General features: G+C 40.7%; 17 protein-coding genes and 3 pseudogenes. 9 read left to right on the forward strand and 11 right to left on the reverse strand.

Annotation, left to right across the window (positions count from 1 at the left end; all coding sequences use genetic code 11):
* Positions 1–64: 64 nt before the first annotated feature.
* Together VF06_RS21975 and VF06_RS21980 are read left to right on the forward strand one after the other, a co-directional pair.
* Positions 65–1033: a cytochrome c oxidase subunit II gene (locus VF06_RS21975; RefSeq protein WP_099068722.1), complete on the forward strand. Its 969-nt coding sequence runs from the start codon at positions 65–67 to the stop codon at positions 1031–1033.
* 195 nt (positions 1034–1228) lie between these two features.
* Positions 1229–2173: pseudogene (locus VF06_RS21980) on the forward strand (cytochrome c oxidase subunit I); the annotation flags it as partial.
* A 302-nt stretch (positions 2174–2475) separates the two neighbouring features.
* Here VF06_RS21980 and VF06_RS21985 read toward each other — a convergent pair.
* Positions 2476–3879 (reverse strand): integrase, encoded by a 1404-nt coding sequence (locus tag VF06_RS21985; protein WP_099068661.1) that lies wholly within the window; start codon positions 3877–3879, stop codon positions 2476–2478.
* 110 nt (positions 3880–3989) lie between these two features.
* Between VF06_RS21985 and VF06_RS21990 the strand changes: the two are divergent.
* Together VF06_RS21990 and VF06_RS21995 are read left to right on the forward strand one after the other, a co-directional pair.
* A pseudogene (locus VF06_RS21990) lies at positions 3990–4715 on the forward strand (cytochrome c oxidase subunit I); the annotation flags it as partial.
* A gap of 95 nt (positions 4716–4810) precedes the next feature.
* On the forward strand, positions 4811–5413 hold the full coding sequence (locus VF06_RS21995) for a cytochrome c oxidase subunit 3 (protein ID WP_099068660.1): 603 nt from the start codon (positions 4811–4813) through the stop codon (positions 5411–5413).
* A 239-nt stretch (positions 5414–5652) separates the two neighbouring features.
* Here the strand turns inward: VF06_RS21995 and VF06_RS22000 are convergent, their stop codons facing one another.
* The 5 genes from VF06_RS22000 to VF06_RS22020 form a co-directional block, all read right to left on the reverse strand.
* Positions 5653–6324 (reverse strand): molybdopterin-binding protein, encoded by a 672-nt coding sequence (locus tag VF06_RS22000; protein WP_099068659.1) that lies wholly within the window; start codon positions 6322–6324, stop codon positions 5653–5655.
* Positions 6325–7101: 777 nt separating this feature from the next.
* Entirely contained in the window at positions 7102–7611 is a 510-nt protein-coding gene (locus VF06_RS22005; RefSeq protein ID WP_099068658.1) for a GNAT family N-acetyltransferase, read from the reverse strand.
* A gap of 211 nt (positions 7612–7822) precedes the next feature.
* A complete protein-coding gene (locus tag VF06_RS22010; protein ID WP_099068657.1) occupies positions 7823–8377 on the reverse strand; it encodes a pyridoxamine 5'-phosphate oxidase family protein in 555 nt (184 codons plus the stop codon).
* Between the two features lie 207 nt (positions 8378–8584).
* Positions 8585–9106 (reverse strand): DUF937 domain-containing protein, encoded by a 522-nt coding sequence (locus VF06_RS22015; protein ID WP_099068656.1) that lies wholly within the window; start codon positions 9104–9106, stop codon positions 8585–8587.
* Between the two features lie 232 nt (positions 9107–9338).
* Positions 9339–11039, reverse strand: coding sequence for a sensor histidine kinase (locus tag VF06_RS22020; RefSeq protein WP_099068655.1), 1701 nt, complete (start codon positions 11037–11039; stop codon positions 9339–9341).
* 392 nt (positions 11040–11431) lie between these two features.
* Between VF06_RS22020 and VF06_RS22025 the strand changes: the two genes are divergently transcribed.
* Both VF06_RS22025 and VF06_RS22030 read left to right on the forward strand, forming a co-directional pair.
* On the forward strand, positions 11432–12991 hold the full coding sequence (locus tag VF06_RS22025) for a YcjF family protein (RefSeq protein WP_099068654.1): 1560 nt from the start codon (positions 11432–11434) through the stop codon (positions 12989–12991).
* Between the two features lie 239 nt (positions 12992–13230).
* Positions 13231–14214 (forward strand): polysaccharide deacetylase family protein, encoded by a 984-nt coding sequence (locus VF06_RS22030; protein WP_099068653.1) that lies wholly within the window; start codon positions 13231–13233, stop codon positions 14212–14214.
* Between the two features lie 31 nt (positions 14215–14245).
* Here the strand turns inward: VF06_RS22030 and VF06_RS22035 are convergent, their stop codons facing one another.
* Together VF06_RS22035 and VF06_RS22040 are read right to left on the reverse strand one after the other, a co-directional pair.
* On the reverse strand, positions 14246–15037 hold the full coding sequence (locus VF06_RS22035; RefSeq protein ID WP_099068652.1) for a peptidylprolyl isomerase: 792 nt from the start codon (positions 15035–15037) through the stop codon (positions 14246–14248).
* A gap of 470 nt (positions 15038–15507) precedes the next feature.
* Positions 15508–15882 (reverse strand): c-type cytochrome, encoded by a 375-nt coding sequence (locus VF06_RS22040; RefSeq protein ID WP_099068721.1) that lies wholly within the window; start codon positions 15880–15882, stop codon positions 15508–15510.
* Positions 15883–16093: 211 nt separating this feature from the next.
* On the opposite strand from VF06_RS22040, the gene petG reads away from it, so the two are divergent.
* Positions 16094–16207 (forward strand): cytochrome b6-f complex subunit V, encoded by a 114-nt coding sequence (gene petG, locus VF06_RS22045; RefSeq protein ID WP_099068651.1) that lies wholly within the window; start codon positions 16094–16096, stop codon positions 16205–16207.
* Positions 16208–16366: 159 nt separating this feature from the next.
* Here petG and rsmD read toward each other — a convergent pair.
* Positions 16367–16903, reverse strand: a pseudogene (gene rsmD, locus VF06_RS22050) (16S rRNA (guanine(966)-N(2))-methyltransferase RsmD); the annotation flags it as partial.
* 113 nt (positions 16904–17016) lie between these two features.
* Positions 17017–17652, reverse strand: a complete 636-nt coding sequence (hisH, locus tag VF06_RS22055) for an imidazole glycerol phosphate synthase subunit HisH (RefSeq protein WP_099068650.1) — start codon at positions 17650–17652, stop codon at positions 17017–17019.
* Between the two features lie 76 nt (positions 17653–17728).
* Here hisH and VF06_RS22060 point away from each other — a divergent pair, with 76 nt between their 5' ends.
* Positions 17729–18250 (forward strand): pyroglutamyl-peptidase I family protein, encoded by a 522-nt coding sequence (locus VF06_RS22060; protein ID WP_099068649.1) that lies wholly within the window; start codon positions 17729–17731, stop codon positions 18248–18250.
* A 31-nt stretch (positions 18251–18281) separates the two neighbouring features.
* Complete coding sequence (locus VF06_RS22065; RefSeq protein WP_099068648.1) at positions 18282–19649, forward strand: DUF3370 domain-containing protein; 1368 nt, start codon at positions 18282–18284, stop codon at positions 19647–19649.
* A gap of 229 nt (positions 19650–19878) precedes the next feature.
* Here VF06_RS22065 and VF06_RS22070 read toward each other — a convergent pair whose 3' ends face one another.
* The gene (locus VF06_RS22070) at positions 19879–21108 is read right to left on the reverse strand and encodes a DUF4336 domain-containing protein (protein ID WP_099068647.1); all 1230 of its coding nucleotides are present in this window, start codon (positions 21106–21108) and stop codon (positions 19879–19881) included.
* Positions 21109–21809 lie beyond the last annotated feature (701 nt).

A 21809-nucleotide genomic window follows, 5' to 3' on the forward strand; every position in this document is an offset into this window, starting at 1 on the left:
TGCCCAATGCCCAATGCCTAATGCCCAATGCCCGATGCCCCATGCCCAACATCCAATATTGACCATGAAAATCCAGAAGATTTTAAATATTTTGACGCTGCTTACAGGCGCGATCGCAGTTACCGCTACAAGTCTGTGGATCGGCAAACAAGCTTACTCTTGGCTTCCTCCACAAGCAGCAGCCGAATCTCAACTAATTGATAATTTGATTAGTTTCTTAGTCACCCTTGGTAGCTTCATCTTTTTGGGAGTAACGAGTACTTTGATGTATTCTGTAATCTTCCATCGCGCAGTTAAAGATGACTTTACTGACGGCCCCGCAATTGAAGGTAATATCACCTTAGAAGTTGTCTGGACAGCAATCCCAATTTTGTTGGTGTTTTGGATTGCGGGTTACAGCTACCAAGTATACGAACAAATGGGAATTCAAGGCCCCTCCCAACTAGTCCACTTGCATAATCCCTTGGGAATGGAATCAGCTTATGCAGCAGGGAAAGAGAACACGGGGACACGGGGACAAGGGGAAACGGAGAATTTATCACAAACACTCTCCGCGCCTTCTTTGCCAGTAGAGAAAATTGATGTCATAGCCAAACAATGGGCTTGGGTTTTTCATTACCCAGAAAAAGATGTTACCAGTACTGAATTGCATTTACCGAGCGATCGCCGCGTGCGTTTAGCGCTAAACTCACAAGATGTTCTCCACGGCTTTTACATTCCTGCATTTCGCCTCAAGCAGGATATCATTCCCAACCATGCCATCGACTTTGAATTTACTCCCGTCCGTCCCGGCCAATATCGATTGACCGATTCCCAATACAGCGGCACATATTTTGCAACCATGCAAGCAAACGTGGTTGTGGAATCTCCCGAAGAATACCATCAATGGCTATCCCAAGCCGCAACCCAAAAGCTATCCCCAGCCAAAAATCAAGCAGCTTCTGAGTACGATCAAACATCCCATCAATCAGTCCAAACTGGTTGGGTCACAGTTCCCCCCGCCGCACCTCCTTTAGTCAATTCCCCTGGCTGAAAATACCCCACCTCTGAAGAAACAAGTCAGGAGGAAGGAGGGAAGAGGATTTGACTTGTTTATTACATTCATAGTGGGTGATGCGCCGCCAGTATGCCTGCTGCTACCAATCAAACAAACACTTCCTTCTCCGTCTCCTCACCTCCCCACCTCCCCACTCCCCACTCCCTAAATTTATTAACAGGAAACTAATTCATGACTAATGTTCCTATTGACGGCATTAGTATCGTTGGTGAAAGTTCTCACCATGAATCTCCAGGCGACTGGAAGCGATACTTCAGCTTTAGCACTGACCATAAAGTTATTGGTATTCAGTATCTCGTTACCTCATTTATCTTCTTTCTCGTCGGCGGTATCTTTGCAATGGTGATTCGGGGAGAACTGATGACACCCGAATCTGATTTAATCGATCGCACAGTCTACAATGGCATGTTTACCATGCACGGCACGGTGATGCTGTTTTTGTGGACATTTCCCTCATTGGTTGGTTTTGCTAACTATTTAGTGCCCTTGATGATTGGGGCGCGAGATATGGCATTTCCCCGCCTCAACGCCGTTGCCTTTTGGATGGTGCCGGTAGTAGGGATTCTGCTGATGAGTAGTTTCTTTATTCCTGGCGGCCCAGCCCAAGCAGGCTGGTGGGCTTATCCTCCTGTGAGTCTCCAAAATCCCACAGGTAATTTAATCAACGGTCAAGTCCTCTGGCTATTGGCGGTGGCGGTATCAGGTGTGTCTTCAATTATGGGGGCAGTGAACTTTGTCACCACAATTGTTAAGATGCGGGCCCCAGGTATGGGCTTCTTCCGGATGCCTTTGTTCGTCTGGGCAGTATTTAGCGCCCAAATCATCCAATTATTTGGACTACCAGCACTGACAGCCGGGGCAGTAATGCTGTTACTCGACCTCACCGCAGGCACCGCCTTTTTCGACCCTGCAAGAGGTGGCAATCCTGTCATGTTCCAGCATTACTTCTGGTTTTACTCCCACCCCGCCGTTTACGTGATTATTTTGCCCATCTTCGGAATTTTCTCGGAAATCTTTCCAGTTTATGCCCGTAAACCTTTGTTTGGTTACAAAGTAGTTGCAGTTTCATCGATTTTGATTGCTGTAGTTAGCGGTATCGTTTGGGTACACCATATAAACTTGTTAGCACTTTCAAAAGTTGATAAATAAGTTGTTTCAGGTGCAGTCATATTAAATTACTTAAATTTGGGTTAATTTTCTTTATTTAACGATTTATATCTACAGCCATATATCAGCGTTGTCAATATTTTGTGAAGCAGTTTTGTAATATTAAAAACAATTTTTAATGCTTATTTTTCGCTTATAAATACAACACAATTTATAAGACTCTAAATAAAACGAATAGGGTGCATTATGACTTCAGTAAATGCATCCTATAAAAACTCATATTTTGAAAATAAATTCGGATAATTTAACTACTAAACTTTAATATTTAAATCAACCAATTGCTTTAATTTTTCATTTTCTAATTGCAGCAATTGTATTTCTAATTTCAATCTTTTGTTTTCTTCTCTAAGTGTCTCTAAATCAGATTTTTTACTAAGTGCTTCATTAATGGCTTTTTTCCGATTATCTAGCCCAAAATATTTTTGATAAACTTTAGTATGCATTTCTACAGAATGCCCTAAATTATCAGCAGCTGCTTTGATTGGTATTCCCATTAAATGTGCCCGAATGGCCCAAGCGTGTCGTAAATCATAGGGATTAAATGGTATTTCCACTTTGTCATCAAACCATGAGGCATTATGTTGTACTACATAGCTGCAATCTTTAAATGATGTAAATTTTGAGATTTTTTCTGCCAACATTTCTATACATAGTTGATTTTTTAAATCAAATAAATCAACCCATTCAGGATATAAAGGTAAAGTTTCCCTAGCTCCAGTCTTACATTTTTCGTTAACTTTCCAAGTTCGATCCTTATTCTCTGTATTTAACCACCAATCTATATCAGGTTCTAAAATAATTTCTCTTGGTCTTAATCCGTAAGTTGCGATCATACCATACATCCATCTCCAAAAAAGCCAATTATTTTCAAAACCACTCCTACGTCTACTAGGTGTAGCATAAGCGTATTTTTCATATTCATGAAAATATCTAATAATGTCTGAATCGCTAGGAATATTTCTAGTTTTTGGTAATGGTTGTTTTTTAAATACTGATAAATCAATGTCAATTTGAAAACAGCGAGCTAAGACATTGAGAATTTTAAACAATTGCCATCTTTGCGATTCACTAGAACATTTTAAAATTTCTGCCTTTAAAGCATCTGACGTAATCGGGCAATCTAAACTAATATGTTGCTTAATTCTTGACTCATACTGATGATATGTATGTTCGCTTTTTATAGTTTTCTTTCTCGTCTTAAAATACTCTTGCTCAAAACTTTCTAAAGCTGTTTTGATTGTTAAAATTTGTTTGGAAATCGAGGCTTGTTTGCCTAAATATTTATCTGTCCATACAAACTGTTTACGAGCTATTAATTTACCAAGTTCATAAGCTTCTTCTTCGGCAGTTTTAAGTCCATCTAAATTAGCGGGAATACCTAAAGATATTTTGTATTGTTTAGTTCCCGTACTTTTAGTATCGCTATCACCTGGCTTGATTGGTAAAGTCGCCTGTAGCTGGATGCTTCCTTTATCACAACATAAGCCTACCTTGACTTTAGCCGACTTGAGTCGAGCTTTAGCTTTTTGAAACTCATCGTCAAATTTATCATTTAAATAACTAGCGATCGCTCGCTTTTGATATGCAATACCCATATAACTTCCATCGGTTGTAGCTGGAGGTTCAAAATCTGCGAATAATTCATTTGTTGACATTTTCTTAAATTTTGCTTATTCTTAGCGTTCAAAAAGCACATTGTTCACAATGAGCAATGTCTCTCAGGTAACACAATAGTGTATTAACTCATCATACTATTACTGAGTTTCACCATATGTATGTCAGCGGTACGCCTGGTTGGATGCGCTTAATTTTTATGCTGACAACCATGTTTGTATCAGTCCCCACAGGAATTAAAGTCTTTGCTTGGGTGGCAACCATTTGGGGCGGGAAATTGCGGTTAACTACACCAATGCTATTTGCCCTTGGTGGACTAGTAATGTTTGTCTTCGCCGGCATCACAGGGATTATGCTTTCCTCTGTGCCAGTGGATGTCCACGTTAACAATACCTACTTCGTAGTCGGACACTTCCACTACGTCCTCTACGGCACTGTGACAATGGGCTTGTATGCTGCCATTTATCACTGGTTCCCCAAAATGACCGGTCGGATGTACCACGAAGGCTGGGGCAAAATCCACTTTTGGTTAACCTTCATCGGCACCAACCTCAACTTTTTGCCCATGCATCCCTTAGGATTACAAGGAATGTTACGCCGAGTCGCTTCCTACGCCCCAGAATATACTTCCTGGAATCTCATTGCTAGCATCGGCGGATTTCTATTAGGAGTATCCACCTTACCCTTCATTTTCAACATGGTGATTTCTTGGATGCAAGGCGAGAAAGCACCCGATAACCCCTGGCGAGCAATTGGACTAGAGTGGTTAGTTTCTTCACCACCCTCCGTGGAAAACTTTGAAGAAATTCCCATCATCGTCAGTGAACCCTACGGCTACGGCAAATCTGAACCCTTAACAGCCAACCTCCCAGAATAACCCATCGGGAAAGCGCAGAAACCCTTTGCGTACCTCTGCGCTTTCCTTTGCTACCTAGAGCATTTCAAACTCACCTTCAAAAGCCAACTTCACCAATGGACAGCTATCTCAATTCCCACGAATTACACCACACAGAAGTAGAACATAGCCACGATGAAGAAGGCAACAAAATGTTTGGCTTCATTGTCTTCCTACTCTCTGAAAGCGTAATTTTCTTAAGTTTTTTTGCAGGATATATCATCTACAAAACAACAACTCCCAACTGGCTACCTGCTGGTGTTTCTGGATTAGAAGTAAAAGAACCTGCAATTAACACAATAGTTCTAGTTGCCAGTAGCTTTGTAATTTACTTAGCAGAACGCGCCCTTCAACGCCATGACTTAGTAAAATTTCGCCTGTTTCTTGTGGCAACAATGGCGATGGGAACTTACTTTTTAATTGGGCAAGCCATTGAATGGAATGGCCTCGACTTTGGCTTCACCTCAGGGGTATTTGGTGGCACGTTCTATTTGCTTACAGGCTTCCACGGTTTGCACGTTTTCACTGGTATTTTGTTGCAGTTGATTATTTTAGTGCGTTCTTTTATCCCTGGTAACTACGACACAGGTCACTTTGGGGTGAATGCAACTTCATTGTTTTGGCACTTCGTCGATGTTATCTGGATTGTTTTGTTTATTCTCATCTATGTCTGGCAATAAATATCGACCTAGACAAGCTAATGCGCGCTAAAAAAGCATAACTACACTAGTAGTTCGCCAAAGCAACTTGGTGGGGTAAAGGGGAAAGGGAAAAGGTTTTTTATCCCTGACCCTTTAACCTTTAACCAACCTCCACCTAACATTTTTGGGTTGGCAGACCACTAGCATGGTTGTTGACTGTCAACGGTCAACGGTCAACAGTCTAATCCAGTCAATATGCAAGTTAAATATGGAACAACTTATTTTTGTTTCAAAGGAGAAGGAGGAGCAGATAGTACAATAATATTTCTCACATTACTAACGTAACGACCTCCAGCTTTGTCACCTGGAACAACTAAACGAGCAAATCCTTCATCTGCTAGATATACTACTTTCCCATTACTATCTTTTTTGGCAAAGGCAAGTAGTACTGTTTTTCCTTCAAAGTTGGGTTGAATTTCTCCAATAGCCACCACTGCACCATAACAATCTGTGGCTTCAACTAAAACATATTGTCGCAGAAAAGAGTTTTTCGGATTCAATCCAGAATTTCCAGGTTTGAGACCACCTCCGGCTTTGGGATTATTAATTAATTCCCAGAGGGGAACTCCGTAGTATGTTTCTGTTCTTGGCCCTGAACCGGTTTGAAAGCTGACAGTAATTTCAGTAACTAATCCTGGATTTTGATTTTTTAAAGTATTTCGTAAATTTTTCAGATTGTACAAGTGATAGGTAGTTGGATTATTGACTTCTCCATCCAATCGAAAATTTTGTGAAATACCTCCAGAACACTTATTTTTGTTCCAAATAGTTGCTATTTTTTGTTCTCGAAGTCGGGGAAGATTATTGTTTGAGTCAGCTAAAGTAGGCTGCCACAAAACCAGTGTTGATAGTATTAAAGATGCAATGGGTATTTTGCGGCTAAAACGCATAAAACATTTCTCCGTTTTCTATGGGATATTGAAAAAATTCCGTTAGAATTCAGAATTTTCAGATCTGAACTCAAACAAGCTGTATGCAATGAATCAATAGCCAAAATTAGCCGCAAACCTCTTGTGAAATTTGCATTTTTCTAAATCGATTCAGTGTATCTATGCAATGTACTGAAGATAATACCAACTAATTGGGTAAAATACCAAATATTATGGTAATAAAATGTTAACAAAATTAATTTTTATTTCTTTATAAAATAGTGAGGTTTTATATTGTATCGAAATTTTCTGTTGTTATTTGCCTGATGGATTTGCAAATATCAAGCTAATAAACTCAAACTGTCGCGTTAAGCTGTTCTATATTTGGCGTTGCACTTAGATTGTTGAGTGTTAACCGTTGACAGTTAACGGTTAACAGTCATAATCAAAAACAACGTAACTCCCTGATTACGAGCGATAGAGAAGTAATTCCCCTAAGGCTGGAATTGTTTCCCTAAACTTTGTTACAATCGCAAGCAATGATAATATCGGCGTTGCGTAAGTCCTGGCTTTTTTAGCGCGCATTAGCTGATACCATTTTGGATTTTAGATTTTAGATTTTGGATTGTGAAACAGTTAGTAGTAATCGCTTTTGGCTATACATCTGTTGCAATCATTTTTCAAATTGGTATGATTTCACAAATTAGGGAACTCCAAAAAATAAATTATTCCGCTTTTCGTCGTTGACTGCTGAGTGTCAACCGTCAACGGTCAAAAGTTAACAATCTTCTGGGATTGCTATAAATCAACTTTCATCTTCAAAGAAATTTCACCAACTCGGTTAATTGTCTCGCTACCGGGGACGATTTCAAAACCTAATCTTTGATATAAAGCCAAGGCGGGATTTGTGGCTCTAATGCTGAGGGATATTGACTCATAGGATGTTTTGGCTGCTGCTAATACATGCTTGAGTAACTGTGTTCCTATGCCTTGATTGCGATATTCAGGGACAATTGCTATTGCTAATTCGGGAATGCGATCGCTAATATAACCATATCCTTGATTTTCACCAATCAATAAACGCAGCCATGCTGCTCCCACTGGCTGATTCGTACTTTCTAAAATAGCAACAAAGCCACTATCATCTTTGTCTCCCCAATTTTTGACATATTTTGCCAAATCAGGATGATTCATGGCATCCTCCACTGTCAAATTACCTTCCTTTCTCAAATGTGCTGCTTCGTATAGCATTTCCCACAAAAAAGGCTCATCTTTTGCTGTGAGTGGAGAAATCGAATAATTCACCATTATTTTATACTGTCAAATCGTCAAACTTCATTTTATTTACCATCAAAGCAACCACATAATACCAATTTGAATAATGATTGCAATCCCATAAGCTTGCCCTGTAAATTTATCACAATCCAAAATTCAAAATGGTATTAGTGCTGACAAAGTAAATAATATTATCTTAGTTAACCTGTTCTAAATCCTGCCTAACAAGCTGCTTTTGTCAACATTAAAATAATTTACTTAGTGGAGCGGATAAACCATCAAGACTAACGAGATTTTTCTGTTGTTGATATTCTCTAACTCCCTGTTCGCCTTTTTTACTAGCCCAGTTTACTAGAGTTTCGCGCTGGCCTCGATAGTCATACAGTGGCACGCCAAAACCACAAGAGGTTTGTATTTTTTGGATATCGGCGACGATAATTTGACGAGTTCCAGGTATTTCTGGAAATAGACAATACAATGAATTCCACTCTGGAAAAGTCGGTAAAATTGTATTTCCTTGACCGTAAAGACGCAAAATACAAGCAGGTTCTTCAAAAGCGCAAAACATGAAAGTAATGCGCCCATTTTCTTGTAAATGCGCCGAAGTTTCGTTACTACTGCCTGTCAGATCTATGTAAGCTACTCGCTTGGGAGAAAGGATGCGAAAGCAATCCAAACCTTTCGGAGACAGGTTAATATGACCTGTAGGACTTAACGGTGCAGAGCCAACAAAAAACATATGTTGGGCGCTAATGAAGCTTTGTAGTTCTTCAGTGATAGATTCAAAAAATTTAGCCATAGAATGTGTGATTTCTATTTGCAAATTCCCCTTGTTCTCAGCCTATGTCCAAGCTCAGAATCTAGCAAGGCCTATTTGCCAATATCTGATGAGCAGGGAGTTGTTGTGGGAGTGAAAATATGTAGCTGTAACTTCCCACAACCTGGAGAATGAAGAAGTGGTTCGAGACGCGATTAACCCTTGTCTGTAGTAAATTTGGATGAATATTTATTTGATGTAACGACTGGCCATTTGTAAAGCATCGGCAATATCAACATCACCATCGCCATCAGCATCTAAGAAAGAATTGAGTACGGGATTACCTCCAGTTTGAGGATTTTGAGCATTAGCGCCTGACTGGAGAAAATTCAGGACTAAAGGTACTGCCAAAGGCAACAATTGTCGAACTACACTAGCATCTAACCCCGTGCGCTGGGCAGCAATTTCAGCCACTTGCTGTTGTATACCAGCAGAAAATAACGAATCCACTGCTTGGGGATTGGCAGAAGTACCAGCATATTGATTAACTAGAGTTTGTGCGGCTTCATTACCATCTGTGGCTTGCTTGTGTTGTAAAGCCGAACGAACTTGACTACCGACAATTGACAAAACGGATTGGATGGTAGAAGGGTTTGTGCCAGTGCGATCGCTCAGTTGATTTACAATGTTAACAATACTTCCTAATTGACCTAAGTTGCCTTGTTGATTAGGATTAGCAACAGCACCAAGAATTTGCTCGAAAAGTCCCATAAATTTGTTTTTTCCTGACTGCAAAAGATTCTGACTACACATGTAGATATAGAGACGTAGCAGTGCTATGTCTCTATATGTTGTTGATTATTATGAATAAATTTACTTTCACATGAAAGTACCCCAAGACAGAAAAATATTGATTTTTGTGAAGCTTTGTACACCTTTAGGGAATTTAAAAAAATAAATGTTGACTGTGAAGAGTCAACAATCAACAATAGCATATCTTTATTTAGGTGCGAGAAAGAGGCAGAGTAATTGCAAATTCTGTACCTCTGTCTAACTCAGACTCGCAGCTAATTTTCCCTTGATGTTTTTCTACCACAATCTGATATGCGATCGCTAGCCCCAAACCAGTACCAATTCCTCGTGGTTTAGTGGTGAAAAAGGTTTCAAATATTTTGTGTAAATTTTCTGGTGAAATCCCAGAACCATTGTCTGCAATTCGCACGATGACCCAATTATTCTGACACAGTTCTGTGATAATAGTAATTTCAGCTACAAATTCTGGATTCTGGGCTGCTTTTTCTTCTACAGCATCTATGGCATTGCTTAAAAGATTCATAAATACCTGATAAAGTAAACCTGTATAACCTGGAATTGTAGGAATTTCTCCATAATTGCGAAGCAGGTTAATACCATTTTTCAGGCGATTGTTCAAAATTAATAATGTATTATCTAGACAAGCGTGTAAGTCTAGTAACTGTGCTTCCCCTTCATCTAAGCGAGAAAAATCTTTTAAACTACGGACAATTTCTCGCGTACGCTCAGCACCAACTTTTATGGAGTTAAAAAGTTTTGGTAAGTCTTCTAATAGAAACTCTAAATCAATTTCTTCTGCTAAAGTTTGCAAAGCAGGTGAAGGCTGAACTACTTCGGCTTGATATGTTTGCAGTATTGTTAATAAATCGTCAGTATAAGTTTTTGCATGTACGAGATTGCCAGAAATGAAATTTATGGGATTATTAATTTCGTGAGCTACCCCAGCTAACATCCGTCCTAAACTGGACATTTTTTCACTTTGAATTAATCGTGCTTGATTTTCGGCTTGTTGTTCTGCTAAAAGCTGCTTTACTTGTTGAATTAACTGATTGAGAGAGTTGGCTAATGCACCAACTTCATCATCTGTAGTGATAGGCGCTTGCAAATCAAAATTAGCTTCTTTGGTAACTCTTTGGGCAATATCTGTAACCGCGTTAATCGGACGGGCGATGATACTACTTGTGTAGAAAGCCAGGATAGTTGCCATCGCCACTGACAGCAGTATACTAGCAAGAATAATCTGAGTTTGTATTGAGGCAGCTTTTTTTTGAGCTATATCAGCTTCTTGTTGAGTTTCTTGAACTGTGATGGCAAACTCAGTTAAATCATGTCCAAATTGATAAAACTTCAAAGCATCCTGACTTTGACTGAATTTTGAGATTAATTGCTGGGCTTTTAATGCTCCCTGTGGCTGGGAACTTAATGGCAAAATTTGTCTAATTAGCGACCTGAGTTCCTCAAAATATACGGTTATTGAGTCGTCATGCTTGAGCAGTAGTGATTGCAAATCTTCTTGGACATGACTTTGACTAAATTCCTCCATCTGAGAAAGTAATGTTTCAGCTTCAGCTAAATCTCTTTTGAAATGAGATATGCTTCTTTGCAAAGCTTGTGGCTGCTGTAAAAAAGGGACTATTTCTTGCTGGTGAATCTGTATTTCTAACAATTCTCCTTGGAAACTACTTAATAAGTTTTTCTCTTCATCTGCCAACAGCATTTTTTGTCTAGCTTGTTGTAAATAGCGATCGCCAATTACCAACCCTGCTATCGTCCCCAAAACTGCAATTCCCAAAGCTAGTCCGTACCCAAAAAAAATTTTTTGCCGAATACTCCGCTGGTGGAATACTTGTTTAACCCAGTTAGAGTATCTTAATTTAGGTATGGCAGTCATGATATAACTCGCTGTTGAATTAGCTAGAGAGTCGGGAGTAGGAATATAAACACAGAAATTACCAGCGTCAGCTTTTGGGAAGGGAACTCTGGAGAAATGCGGTAAGTAAAAGGAAATTTGATACAAAATGCGCTATTAGTTTACCAAAAGTTGCTTTTTTTTACCCTGGTAAAAAATACTGAAAGTAGAATTGACCAATTTATTTAGATGATAGTTGTCTTTCTCCACCTTGCTTTCCTTCCCTACACAGCGATTAATTATTTTTTTAATCCCCAGTCATCAGTCAACAGTCCCTTTTACTTTTTAATTTCCTTGTGAATCTGATAAAAAATACTGAAACTATTAAGATCGAAAGCATGTGCCTACTTCATATCAACTAATTTGTGCCAGCCATGCCTCTGTCACGTATCGTAACGCTGATTATCGGTCTAATCGTCATTTTGGGGCTAGCTTTATGGCTAATTGATTCGCTATCGCGGCTTTATTGGCAATTGTCCTATTCGCCGTTGTTAGGCAATTTGCTGTTATTGCTGCTGATTGTGCTGATTGGAGGGTTGGTTGCGGCTTTTGTTTATTATGTCCTAGTGCTTCAAGCCGGGGAAAAGCGATCGCGCCGCAGTCGTTCCCGTGTGACTCCAGCGCAAATCCCAGCTGGTAAATCTGATGCAGCTTCTACAACTCTCCAAGCTGTGCGCCAACAGGTAGCGCAAATTCAAGATGAAGTCGCACGTCAAGCTTTGTTAAGTCGATCGCGGGAAATTGAAGCCAACCTCGCACGGGGTGAAATTCAAGTGGTGGTGTTTGGTACTGGTAGTGCTGGTAAAACTTCCCTGGTAAATGCCATCATGGGACGCATGGTGGGTCAAGTAGATGCACCGATGGGTACAACCCAAGTAGGCGAAACTTATTGTTTGCGATTGAAGGGATTAGAACGGAAAATTTTAATCACCGATACACCGGGAATTTTAGAAGCCGGTGTAGCGGGGACGGAACGAGAACAAATGGCGCGGGAACTAGCCACGGCAGCAGATTTATTATTGTTTGTGGTGGATAATGATTTACGACGCTCAGAATATGAGCCTCTACGGGGATTAGCGGAAATTGGTAAGCGATCGCTTTTAGTTCTCAACAAAACCGATTTATACACAGATGAAGACAAAGAAGCCATCCTCGCTAGGTTACGCCAGCGGGTGCGGGGATTTATTGCTACTAATGATGTAGTGGCGATCGCTGCTAATCCCCAAACTGCACAACTAGAAACCGGCGAAACCTTCCAGCCAGAATCAGATATTGTTCCTTTGTTGCGACGCATGGCTGCTATTTTACGCGCTGAAGGTGAAGATTTAGTCGCCGATAACATCCTTTTACAATCTCTGCGCTTGGGTGACGAGGCGCGAAAACTCATCGATGGTCAACGCCGCCGCCAAGCTGACAAAATCGTAGAACGCTTTCAATGGATTGGTGCTGGTGTTGTGTCGGTGACCCCTGTACCAGTGGTAGATTTATTAGCAACCGCCGCCGTCAACGCTCAAATGGTGGTAGAAATTGGTCGAGTATATGGCTGTGAATTGAATATGGAACGGGGACGAGAATTAGCCCTTTCTTTAGCAAAAACCATTGCTAGTTTAGGCATTGTTAAAGGAGCAATTCAATTATTATCCACAGCATTGCAACTTAATGTTGCTACCTTTATTATCGGCAGAGCAATTCAAGGTGTGACCGCCGCTTATTTAACGCGAATTGCTGGTAAAAGCTTTATTGAATATTTTCGTCACGACCAAGATTGGGGCGATGGGGGAATGACAGAAGTTGTACAGCGACAGTTTCAAATGAATCGCAGAGATGAATTTATTAAAGCTTTTATTCAGGAAGCCATTGCCAAAGTAGTGAAGCCATTACAAGATAAAAGTGAAGCGATGGAAGAAGAAGAGACGAAAGAAGAGTTACGCTAGCACTTATATTCAGTTTGTTGATTGTTGACCGTTGACGGTTAACTGTTAACAGTCAACGAACAATAGTAATTCCCTGAAACTCAGTTATGGAAATCTGATTATAAATACTAGCGATCGCTAAAACTTACTTATATACGTTTAAATACCTTTTATTTATGATATATTAATCACCAGCAATTAAAAAACGCTGATTTTAAAGTCAATCTTTATTTTGAAGTAGTCAAATAATTGAACTAATAATGAAAACCAAAAATAAAGCAAAGAAACCAATAGCTAGTCTTTCTTTGGATCTAGATAATATTTGGTCTTATCTAAAAAATCAAGGCGCTCCGGGTTGGGAGAGTTTTCCTTCTTATTTGGATATTGCAGTACCGCGTTTTTTAGAAATACTTGAGCAATGGAATTTAAAAATCACAGTATTTATTGTTGGCCAAGATGCAGCCCTAGAAAAAAATCGTCAGGCAATACAGGCGATCGCTAACGCAGGTCACGAAATCGGCAACCATTCATTCTACCACGACCCCTGGCTACACCTGTATTCCGAAAATGAAATAGAAGAAGAAGTAGCGCAGGCCGAAGAACATATCAAGCGCGTCACTTATCAACACCCCGTAGGTTTCCGGGGGCCTGGATACAGCTTTTCCCCAGCAGTATTAAAAGTTTTAGCACGACGCGGTTATGAATATGATGCTTCAACTTTTCCCACAATTTTGGGGCCAGTAGCACGAGCTTATTATTTGATGACTTGTAAACTAAGCAAGGAAGAACGCAAAAAACGCGAAGCTTTGTTTGGTAGTTTCAAAGATGGTTTGCAACCTCTAAATCCCTACCAATGGCACATGGGTAAGGATAGACTGACTGAAATTCCTGTCACCACCATGCCAATTTTTAAAGTGCCAATTCACTTTAGCTACATCATGTATTTGACTCGATTTTCTAGCGGTTTGGCATTATTTTATTTGAGAATTGCTTTGTGGCTGTGTAAACTTACACGCACCCAACCATCGTTATTACTCCATCCCACAGACTTTTTAAGTCAAGAAGATGTGCCAGAGTTATCATTTTTTCCTGGTATGGATGTCCCCACCTACAAAAAACTGGCAGTGGTGAATAAAAGTTTAGAAATGATAACCAATCAATTCAATGTTTTGACCGTTGGACAACACGCCAAGTCTGTAGCAGGTGTGCGACAACTACCTGTATTAATACCTCAAAAAAGGTAAAAGTAGCGCCATACCCTAATGTAATGGTCGATTAATGATTTTCAACCTCTGAGTGTGTTTCTGTTGCAGCCTGTTCTAGTCGTGCAGACATCATTTGTTTTTGCTGTTCTTGTAACCAAGCTTCAAACAGTTCATTCAGCAGGCGGGCTTTCATACTTTCATCCAATTGTGCGGGAATAAATTTTTCTAGCCGCAAAATTACAAACCATTCAGCAATGCGGGTAGGAGGTAATATTTGACCTGGTTGACTGCTGGAGAGCATTTGCACCATCACCGGATGTAGCGCATTTAATTCTACTGGGCCTACTAAACCACCAGTTTGGGCTTCTGGCCCCAGTGAATACTCCCGTGCTAAGTCAGCAAAAGAGTTTTCTTTTGCTTGAATGCGAAAATAAAGTTCTTGAGCAATTCCCACATCCTGGGTTCGCAGTAGGGAATAAATTACTCTGTCGAGTTTTGACTTGGACTGAAAAAAGTAAGCTTCTAGCTTATTACCCCAAGTGGCTTGCTTAAATTTTTCAATTTTCAGCTTTCTGGTGGTAATCGCTTCTAGTTGTTGGTAACTTAGACCCTGACGTGCCATCCAAGCTTGGATATCTTCCTCATTTTTCAACTGTTTCTCAGCGTAAAATTGCTGTTTAGCTTGGGCTACTTCTTCAGCTGTCAGTTCTATTGCCACATCGGTAGAGCGCGAGCTTTGGTCAATTGCTTCATCCACAATCAATTCCCGCTGTAATTGTGGCAGCATTTGGTAACTAGCTAGTAAAGAAATCAGTTCGCTAGCTGTGATTTTACGATTACCGATTTGGAGCGCTTCAGTCATTAGCTTTAATTTATTTCAAAGAATATATTGTTTGTGAAATAAGCTGTGCTGTAGCCGATTTACTGGAAACCTTTGCCTTAGTCCCACTAAGTCGGGTACGCTAACCTCAAGTTCAGAATTAGGGATTTCCAAGTAAAAAATATTGCATAGAAGACTGTTGACTGTTGATTGTTGACTGTTAACTGTGAATCATCAACAGTCAACACTTTAATCGGAATAACTTATTTTTTGGAGTTTCATAATTAAATAGTAATTTCCTAACTTACTTTAAAATATACAATTTCTGTGAGTTTTTATCAAAGATTCTACGTAAAAACTACCAGATGACGCACAAGAGCTTAAAGTTCATCTGGTAGTTTCCGGAGTTTGTTAAGATTCATAAAGATTTTTATCAACGAAAAAGGCACTATATAGTATACTGCCTTTTTCAATGAATAATTTCCGGATCCCGCAGCCAAAGAATCGAGCATCTACAACGACTCTAAGTAGCTCAGAAGGTCTGCCATTTCTTGGGCACTAGGCTGGAACTTGGGCATTGGAGGCGTATCGCCACTAATGACTTGGTGAATCAGTCCATACCGAGACTTGTGCTTGGATACAGCTTGCAAACTAGGCCCTACTCGCCCATCTGCCTCCAAGCCATGACAACCAGCACAATTGATTTGAAAGATAGCGTGTCCTTGAATTGGGTTTCCTGTTAAGGATAGAACGCTCTTGACATACGGATCGGAGGCTTGAACCAAGTGAACGCCAAAAAAGCCCAAGGGCACTGCTAACAGAACGACCAGCACCAATAAAATAATGCGCTGAATCAAAATTTCGGGTTTGGTAATCTGATTATCCAAAAGGTTTGCTGTGAAAGTTATAGGTGTGCTAAAAAAGTTTTCATTTCCTACACATAGCTTAAAAGTTCTTGATTGTGTCTGCAAGCACAGAAGACTATTTTAATCTGGATAGCCCTCCTGAGAAAAGACTCTAGCGCAGAGGATTCATACCAAATTTGGTAAAATCAAAAACGGGAAACAAATATTGAATAACTGCAAAAAGGAACTTACAGTGATTGAACCCCTGCTCTCAGGCATTGTCCTTGGTCTAGTTTTCGTCACCCTTGGCGGACTATTTTACGCTGCATATAAACAATACAAGCGACCCAACCAGCTGGGAGGGTGAGGATTGTTGACTGTTGACTGTTGACTGGGGACTGGAAAATCAGGATTTATTCTTATTGTCTCTTTGAAGTTCTGATCGCTGGCTGCCGGCGCTCAGACTTCTCCCCTTGTCTTCCTCATCTCCCCTTGTCTCCCTCATCTCCCCATCTCCCCATCTCCTAATTCTGTAAAAAGTAAGTGATGTGTTGCCGTAAGCTTTCTCGCGGCAAATTTCCCAAGCGGGAATCTCTGGGGATGTCCAATCTTGTGAAGCGTGTTCCACTGCAATTTCACCGCTAGGATCTAAAAGTTGATGCTGGGCGATCGCTACTAAAACCGGCTCATACAACCCACTGGCATAAGGTGGATCGAAGTAAATCCGATGGAATTGCTTGCCTGATAACGTTTTTAACTGCCCAATAACATCTCCGCGCACTACCCGAAATTCTTGTTCGGCATTAGCTAAGAGCTGCCAATTTTGTTGAATAATGGCACAGGCTCGGCTTGATTTTTCTATTCCCACTGCTAAGGCGGCTCCTCTACACAAAGCCTCTGCACCCATTGAACCATTACCAGCGCACAAATCTAGCCAGTGGCAACCTGCAATTTTTCCCTGCCAAATATTAAAGACTGCTTCCCTAACTCTAGCACTAGTAGGTCTAGTCTCTTTGCCTGGTAAAGTTTTTAGCTGGCGATTTCCGTAAATTCTCAGACTCATGAGGATGGGGCATTGGGCATCGAGCATTGGGCATTATATTGATGGTCAATGGCCATTTTGATTTATTCACAAATGACTAATGACTAATGACTAATGACTCAGGACAAAAATAATTATGCAGGAATTTTTTCCCGTACTTGAGCAACAAAATTAGACAGGATTTGCAATCCGATATTAGAAGATTTTTCTGGATGAAATTGGACAGCCATCAGGTTTTCGCGGGCAATGGCAGCTGTTACAGTTTGAGTACCGTGGGTGACGGTTGCTGCACGAATTTCCTCTTCTATTGGATCGACATAGTAGGAATGAACAAAATACACCCAAGGATTTGAGGGTAAATGCTCCCACAAAAGACTTTTTGGTTGAGTCACTTGCAGTTGATTCCAACCCATGTGAGGAATAGTAATATCTGTTTCCGGGCGAAACCGCCGTACTTTTCCTTTGATAATTCCCAGTCCTGGTTGGATACCTTCTGCACTTGATTCAAAAAGAATTTGCAATCCCAAACAGATACCTAAAAAAGGTTTGCCAGATGCGATCGCATCTTTGATCGGTTGTTCTAAACCACGCGATCTTAAATGTTGTACTGCGGGATCGAATGCTCCCACTCCCGGCAAAACTATTGCATCTGCATGTTCTAATTCCTTTGGAGAATAAGTAACATTAGGAGTTGCCCCGGCTTTTTCCAAACCTTTGCAGACTGAGTGCAAATTTCCCATCTCATAGTCTACGACCGCAATCACTGGCATTTACCTGCTCCTTGTAAAATTATTATGGAGGGTTTTTCTATTCTAAATAATATTCCTATTGTAAATAATATTTGTTATGCAGAAAAGAATTCTATTAACTTCTTTTGACACTTGGCTGACGGATCAACAATCAAATTCATCTGATGATTTATTAATAGAAGTTACGAAACTTCAGCTGATTCCCCTTGACTTAACTTTTTTGCGGTTGTTACCCGTAGATGTGCAACAGGCCAGTTCTCTGGTAATTGAAAAAATCAACGCAATCCAACCTGATTACATTATCTGTTGTGGCATGGCTGCCAGTCGCACTCGATTAAGTGTAGAATTGGCGGCTAGTTCTGGTGAAAGTGTTTTGCACACAAATGTTGATTTAGAAAAATTAGTCGCCGAAGCAGTGGCAATTGACATTAGCCACGACTGCGGTAAATTTGTTTGCGAAGGTCTTTACTATTCGGTTTTAGACTACTTAAACGAAAGCCAACTACCAGCGCGTTGTATCTTTGTTCACGTTCCGGTTCTCAATGGAGAAAATTTGAGTGGCATTTTGGCTGATTTCTTATTAATTATTAACAATCTGGCACTTTCATCAAGTTGTTAGTGTCTGTATGTTCAAAGTGCTACCTAAGTATATGTTGCCATTTTTACTCAGTTTTTCCATAGCTCAATCCACACCTGTGACAGCACCGCCTCAAGAAGTCGTACAATCACAACAAGTACGACCTTTACCAGGTAAGTTGGATACAGTGCCAACTTTTAATAGCAATAGTCCGGAATTAGTTTTAAAAGAAGGAATTTTACTTTCAACTTTTCCACCAAAAGACAAAAAAGTTCCTACAGCACATCTGAATTTTCCCTTTCGAGGAAGATTTGATATTTTTGCTCACCATGTAGCTAGAGCTGAACCGCCAGAAAATTTACGTTCTCTTTATCTAGGGATAATTTTGCACAACCCTACTTCGCAGCCGGTGAAGGTAAATATTTTGCAGGCGGCGAGTTATTTAAGCCAACCCGATGCACCATTTATTGAGTTACCATCCTTTACCCAAAATCCTTTAGGAAAAATTTTTGCCGGCCCTGGCGATCGCGTCATGACTGATATATTAAGAGGACAACGACAAAATATTTTCCCTGCCCAAATTGAAATTCCACCAGGGCAAAGTCGGATGTTACTAAATTTACCAATTCCGGTGCAGGGATTGACGCCACCCCTCAATGGTCGCTCTACATTGATGCGCTTGCAAAGTAGTAACACCGTTTATGCAGCTAGCCTAGCCATGTTCGCCCCGACAAATGCTGATGGTGGCGAACGTGCCCCTACTTTGGAAGAATGGGAAAATTTACTAAATAATGGTGATTTAGCTAGTCCACGGGATAAAACCCCCACTCCTTTAGAAGAAACTGACAAGCCAATAATTTACGGGCGCGTTGCTGGAGTGGTTGCTGGTACCCAATGGCGAGCCTTATTAGTAGATAATCCTAAAGCTAGGTATTTGACTATTCCCCAACCAGGCCAAATGTTTTCCTATGCCTTGAGTACTCTGGATCGTGGTACTTTAGGAACTAATCAAATTCAAAGCGGTAAGATGCTGGTGCGCTATCCTGACACTGCATATCGCGCACATGGCAACTATGGAATTCAATATAGTTTAAAGTTGCCGTTATATAACAACACCCAAAGTCCTCAAACAGTGAGTGTATCAATACAAACTCCGCTAAAAGAGGATCGGTTAGTTCAACCAGGGTTACGCTTTTTGAGTACGCCAGCGCGTCAAGTCTTCTTTCGCGGCACAGTGCGGGTACGTTATAAAAACGAGCAAAATCAGCCGAAAACAGAGTTTGTACATTTAGTACAAAAGCGGGGTCAAATAGGAGAACCCTTAGTTTCATTAAACATGAAACCAGGCGATCGCTCTTTAGTAGAGGTAGACTTTCTCTATCCACCCGATGCTACACCACCGCAAGTGTTAACAGTGTCAACTCAAGGTGGAAATCGCTAATACATCCAGGACTTACGCAAAATATCTCTCAAACTCTCATTTCTGTGTGAACTCTGTGCCTCTGTGGTAGCCTACGGCAAGCCGCTCCGCGTCTACGTTTTTACGTGACTTGTGCGTAAGTCCTATGCTTGTCTGCCTTGTCTGCCTTGTCTCTTTGAAGCTCTGAGCGCCGGAAGCCGGCGCTCAGACTTCTCTCCTTGTCCCCTTGTCCTTCCACCTCCCCACCTCCCTACACCTTCTCCCTCGCTGGTGGGACGATACTAAGTTTATTTAAATTTGCATCGATTTCCCGTAGTGTTTTAAAATCCTCTTCTGGTAACGGATAGGTGTTACTGTTCAATACACCAGCACCAAAACCAGGCTGCTTTTCTAAAAAAGAGAAAGCTTGACGAAATTGATAAGGCTGGGCTTTAATCGGTGCATCAAAGTGGCAAGGAATAATCCACTCGAAGTTCCAACTTGCTACTTTATCAGCCCAGTTAATAGTTTCTTTGGGTGCGCGGTTGAGAATTAGTGTTTGTAAAATTGGTGCTACAAACAACCGACCATTACCCCGTAAAGCTTCAAAGGAACGCTGCCAGTCCTGCCATTTAAAGGGATACAATCCAAAATAAGCTTTTTTTGAGCGTTCTGGTGCTTTGAGGGCATCTTGGAACACCTGACCCCAAGGGCGGATTTCCAAGCCACTTGGTTGAAAGTATAAAGCAAACAAACAAATACGCTGCCATCCTTTGCGGCGATTTGCTTGAATGTCTGCAACAATGTCACATGCATTATCCTTGGCATGGAAGAGTAACGGATATGGATCTAATTGGACGATCGCAGGTGGATCTTCTGGAATCGAAAGTACTGAATCTGTTACCAGGAGAGAGTGCGATCGCTTGTGAAAAAAAGCAACTTCCGCAAATCGACCAGAACCAAGATTAATGGGGCCAAGCATAGCATAATCAAATTCATCAGCAAAAGGTGTTTGGCTGCTATCTTCTGGAAGCAACTGGGTGCGTTTTGCAGGTAAACCAAGCCAGCTTAAGGGAAGATTTAGTGGGAAACTCCATTGATTAGGGGCGACAAACACCTGTGCAGTGGGAAAATATCTAGCGAAGGGGCCAACAAAAACCTTGTGTTCCAAACCAGAGACAGTAGGCAGAATGATGTACTTGACATCACCATGTTCTGCTACCAACTCATTGACAAGCCGGATGCACTCTAGCGTCGGCGCAACAGGAGCATAAACTAGAAGACCACCTGCTTGCAACTTCACCACAGTCATGCGAATTGGCACAACAACATAAAAAATGCCCTGAAGTTGGTCAAAATTCCAGATTGTATCCTTGAGGACTTCTTTGCGGATTGTCTGCCGCCTACCGTATGGGTAGAGCGGCACAAGAGGCCATAATCGCCAGGAAAAGTCCCTTGGATGAATCTGTTCTGCATTGACTATGCGTTCATCATCAACCACTGTACGATTCCCTCCAAATTCCCTGCTCAAATTTTAATAGGATATGGCACAATTCGCTTGGTGTTAGGAAATTTTCTTTGTAGAGGTCAGAGAACAGGACGATAAAATCTACATTTTAGATTACAGTATTTTTCAGGTCTTTAGACCAAAATTGAGGCGGGTAATGGAGAGTAGGAAATAGGTAGTGGTGTAGTTGAATTACTTGAAAAAAACTGTAAAATATCACAAATTTTCCATCTAAACAGTTGCATTCTAAATAAAAGTAATGGCAGCCTTGAATGAAGCTTATCAGGTATTATCTGAGGTTTTTATTAGTAGAGAACATGACATATATATAAATTTGGGCTTGATTCTTTAACTATTCATAGAGACAGGGAATAGAGAACAGGTAAAAAGGCATAAAAGTATACTGATTTTTTTCACCAAATCAAATATGAGTCCTAGATGTAAAAGAGAAAAAACAACAATCAATACTGCTCGGTTAAGGAGAAATAGAGGTAAAACAAAGAAAATTTTGTTCGCGAATGTTTTACGCGAACAAGATGATTGGACTTACTTTTTCTCTTTGAGGCTATCGTACAAGTCCACCCAATTTTGACGAAGAGAGTCGATGCAGGAAGTTAAGTGATCGATTTGAGTTCTTCTAGCCACAGAGAGGACAGCATCAATATGAGCAGGGCTTCCAGCCTTACCCAAATGCT

This window comes from Nostoc linckia z4, assembly GCF_002608075.1.
In the GTDB taxonomy this organism is placed as follows: domain Bacteria; phylum Cyanobacteriota; class Cyanobacteriia; order Cyanobacteriales; family Nostocaceae; genus Nostoc; species Nostoc linckia.